4 protein-coding genes are annotated in these 3,686 nt (G+C 58.1%); all 4 read right to left on the reverse strand.

Going from position 1 to position 3,686, the window contains the following annotated elements:
* Positions 1-98: 98 nt before the first annotated feature.
* Positions 99-1,094 carry an aldo/keto reductase gene (locus tag WCA53_RS05870; protein ID WP_423906825.1) on the reverse strand — a complete coding sequence of 332 codons (996 nt, stop codon included), beginning with the start codon at positions 1,092-1,094 and terminating at the stop codon, positions 99-101.
* Positions 1,095-1,306: 212 nt separating this feature from the next.
* Complete coding sequence (locus tag WCA53_RS05875) at positions 1,307-1,825, reverse strand: GNAT family N-acetyltransferase (RefSeq protein WP_423906827.1); 519 nt, start codon at positions 1,823-1,825, stop codon at positions 1,307-1,309.
* A gap of 100 nt (positions 1,826-1,925) precedes the next feature.
* Positions 1,926-3,026 carry a threonine aldolase family protein gene (locus WCA53_RS05880; protein WP_423906830.1) on the reverse strand — a complete coding sequence of 367 codons (1,101 nt, stop codon included), beginning with the start codon at positions 3,024-3,026 and terminating at the stop codon, positions 1,926-1,928.
* A gap of 109 nt (positions 3,027-3,135) precedes the next feature.
* Positions 3,136-3,686 (reverse strand): 2Fe-2S iron-sulfur cluster-binding protein (locus WCA53_RS05885; RefSeq protein WP_423906833.1); only part of this gene is annotated, 551 nt, incomplete at its 5' end.

Below are 3,686 nucleotides of genomic sequence, written 5' to 3' on the forward strand. Positions count from 1 at the left end.
GCTAATGGGTGTCAACGATTCAGGCCCCGTCGTCGAGCGACCGGTATTGAGCGCCGCCGCCTTTTGCTGCGCAGCGCCCTTCCACTGGCTTGGACTCTTTACCAGCGCTGGTGGACCTGAGGCGCTATAAGGCGCTCATAGATGTCACGGACGTGTTGCATTGCCTCATCGGACAGTAGCGCGAGGTTCGCAGCCGAGACGTTTGACGCCGCCTGGGCCGCGTTCTTACTGCCCGGGATGATGACAGACACCGCTTCCTCCATGAGAATCCAGCGAAGAGCCAGCTGCGCCATGGAGGCGTCCACCGGCACGAGGCTGCGCAGTTCGCCGACCGCTTTCAACGCGATGTCATAAGGCACCCCGGAGAACGTTTCGCCGACGTCGAACGCCTCGCCATGGCGATTGAAAGCACGATGATCGTCTTGTGCGAAAACCGAATCCGCGGACATCTTGCCCGTCAGCATGCCGCTCGCCAGAGGCACCCGCGCAATGACTGCAACGTTTTTCTTTTGCGCCTGCTTGAAGAACAAATCGGCCGGGCGTTGACGGAACATGTTGTAGATAATCTGCACCGAAACCACATTGGGATACTCGATCGCCTTCAGCGCTTCCTCGACCTTTTCGACCGACACACCGTAGAAGCGGATCTTGCCGGCAGCGACAAACTCGTCCATCGCCTCGAACACCTCGGGATGGTAATAAACCTCCGTCGGTGGGCAATGCAATTGCACCAGGTCGAGCGTATCGACGCCCAGGTTCGAAAGGCTCCGGTCGATGAACCCTGCGAGCTCACGCTTGTTCGTATAGCCACTGGTCACATGCGGGTCGAGTCTACGCCCGAGCTTGGTGGCCACAATGGGACGCTCGCCGCCTCGTTGCTTCAATACGTCCCGGATGATCCGTTCCGACCGGCCGTCGCCGTAGACGTCTGCCGTGTCAATGAAAGTAACACCGCTATCGAGCGCGGCGTTTAGCGCGGCCTTGGCGTCGTCCTCGGCGACATCGCCCCACGAGCCGCCGATTGCCCATGCCCCAAAACCGATTGCCGACACATCCCAGCCGGTACGGCCAAATTTTCTCTTCGAAAGCGTCATATAGGTGCTCCTGTTGTGGTTCGCGAAGTTACGTCTTGGCGCCTTAAAGAGCCGCACTGCATCAGTGCCGGCACCATTTGTTCATAGTTTAGAGCAAGGAGACGGAAGCTGTAGACGCGGTGTGTGTGCTCGAATCCGTGCCGCAGCATTCCAGCGCACCTTGCACCATCGATGAAGAAGGTTGTACGGCCTTGAAGGGAAGCCGACAACCGTTAGCGCGGTTCGAGGTGTCGTTCAAAATGCGTCAGGTCGTACCAGACTCCATGTAGCTGCATGCTGCGCCGCGCTGTTCCGTACACCACAAATCCATTGCGAGTCAGGACATGGGAAGACGCTTGATTTTCAGGTCGCACGATCGCTTCAATTCGCCATAGCCCGAGATCTACGCAAGCCATCTTCAACACCAGATTCACTGCGTCGGATGCGTACCCATTCCCCCCGAAGCGCTCGCCGATTCGATACCCAAGTGACGACTTGGTGAAGTGTGGGCGCGTAACTCCGCTGAGGTTCACCCGGCCAACAATGACCCCATCGCGCTTTACCAAAAACTGATACGCCTTGTCGGCGTGTGCGGCGCTTTGTGCCTCGACAATCGCGTGCCGTACGGAACTGAGACTATAGTAGCCGTCGTCTCGCGCGCTTACCCACTTCTCGAAGTAGGCCCTGTTCTCAAGTTCAAACGCTAGCAGTTCTTCCGAATCACTTAACGTCGGAGGCTGGATCTCTATCATCAGTTTCTCTTCAAAAAGATCGGGACCGGTGAGCATTAGTGACCACGTCGGTCGATTTCGCACCGATTGCCTTCGCCCGTATCGGCTGCGCCGGAACAGGTCAAGATCGGCGAACCGCCGACATCAGCCGCTCGAACATCGGCAGGATCTGTTCGTCATTGAGCGAAAGCAAACCATCGCCGACGTAAATCTCAGCCACACTCCAACCAGGGACGCGAGACTCCCGCGCTCTTTGGAAAATCCAGCAGCCGTCGGCCGAAGCGATGGCATCGCGCTGGGCATGAAGCGCGTCGACGCTTGCGTCGAACAACACGTGAAGCATATTGACTTGCGGAATGCGCGGCAGCGTCCGTATGCCTTCAATTCGGTTCAAGCCTTCCGCGAAGCTCAACGTCCTGGCGTATAGCGCGCCCATCATATCGAGTCGTGCATCCAGGTTCATTGCTGCCGAAATCAACATTGGGCTTTGTGTTACCAGCCTGCCTCCCATTCGTTGGCGCCATAGCTTCGCCGCGGCAATAAAGTCGTCGCTACCTGCGAGAACCGCGCCGGCGATCCCGCCGATCCCTTTGTAAAGCGACACGTAAACCGAGTCGAACCCGTCGGCTATCTCGGCATATGAACGATCATAAAAGGCGCGGCATTCCCAAAGTCGGGCACCGTCCATATGCAGCGGAATCCCGCGTACCCGAGCGGCTGATTTCAGCGATTGAAGTTCTTCCCATTCCGGCAGCCGTCCGCCTATCTCACGCATCGGCAGTTCGACGAGCAAACAGGCCAATGGCTCGGCAAGCGTTGCCAGATCGTCAGCAACAATGGGTCTGACGTCCTGCCCGATCTTCACGCCTTGCAACCGAAAGAGCGCTTGATAAGCCTGTTCTTCGTGATTTTCCAGATGCGACGTGGCGTGAAGACCAAAGCGCACTGTCTGTTGGCGCTCGGCCCAAATCCGTACGGCAACCAATTGGGCCATGGTTCCACTCGGCATAAATACAGCCGCCGGCTTTCCGAGGAGACCCGCGATCTTTTGCTCAAGATGCCCAATGAGATCGCCCTCGCCGTAAAGATCGTGTTCGACATCGTTTTCTTCGCACCAGTCGGACATTCGCCGAAATAGCGCTGCGGGGGTGGGCTCGATAAACCCGTGTACCTGATGCACGCAACTGCGGCGTAAGCGTCTGCGATCGTCAACGGATAACATATTCAGCTTGGGTCGAATTTTAAGTTGGAGCCGAATCGTAATCGAAACAAAAAGCCGACGCTAACAATCAAGGCGAAGGTGGGTGGAGCAACGGCACTTACGACGCCGCTTAGATGTCGATTACCACGTCACCCCGCGGCGAGGCGCAACAGATCAGGACATTTCCCTCAAGAGGCGGGTCGAGTGGATCAGGCTGGTACGCGATGGGTCCAGAGATCAGTCCGCTCTCGCATTTGTGACACACACCGGCGCGGCAGGCCCAGCGAACCGGAACGTCACATGCCTCGGCCAACTCCAGGATGCTCGCGTAGGCCGACGCATTCCAGCGCGCCGCGATGCCACTGCGCGAAAAGGATATCAGCGGGCCCTCGTTAGCCTCGTCTTTGGGCGGATGCGGAGCGCGTGTCGAGCTGCTGACGATGCCGGGATTCAAGGACTCGCCCCCGTTGAAGATTTCGGCGTGAACCTGTTGCGGCGCCACACCAATTTTCGCAAGCGCCTCCTTCATGTCCGCCATGAAGCGTGTTGGTCCGCAGAGATAGACGTCCGCCTCTCGGGAGACACCCGCCTCATTGAGCACCGCTTGCGACAGACGACCGGTCGCGTCGAAGTTCTCACCCACTTGGTCGCGTGAGCCTGGCGCGCTATAGCAGATATAGC

The sequence above is a fragment of the Caballeronia sp. genome (assembly GCF_049581465.1).
GTDB lineage: Bacteria > Pseudomonadota > Gammaproteobacteria > Burkholderiales > Burkholderiaceae > Caballeronia.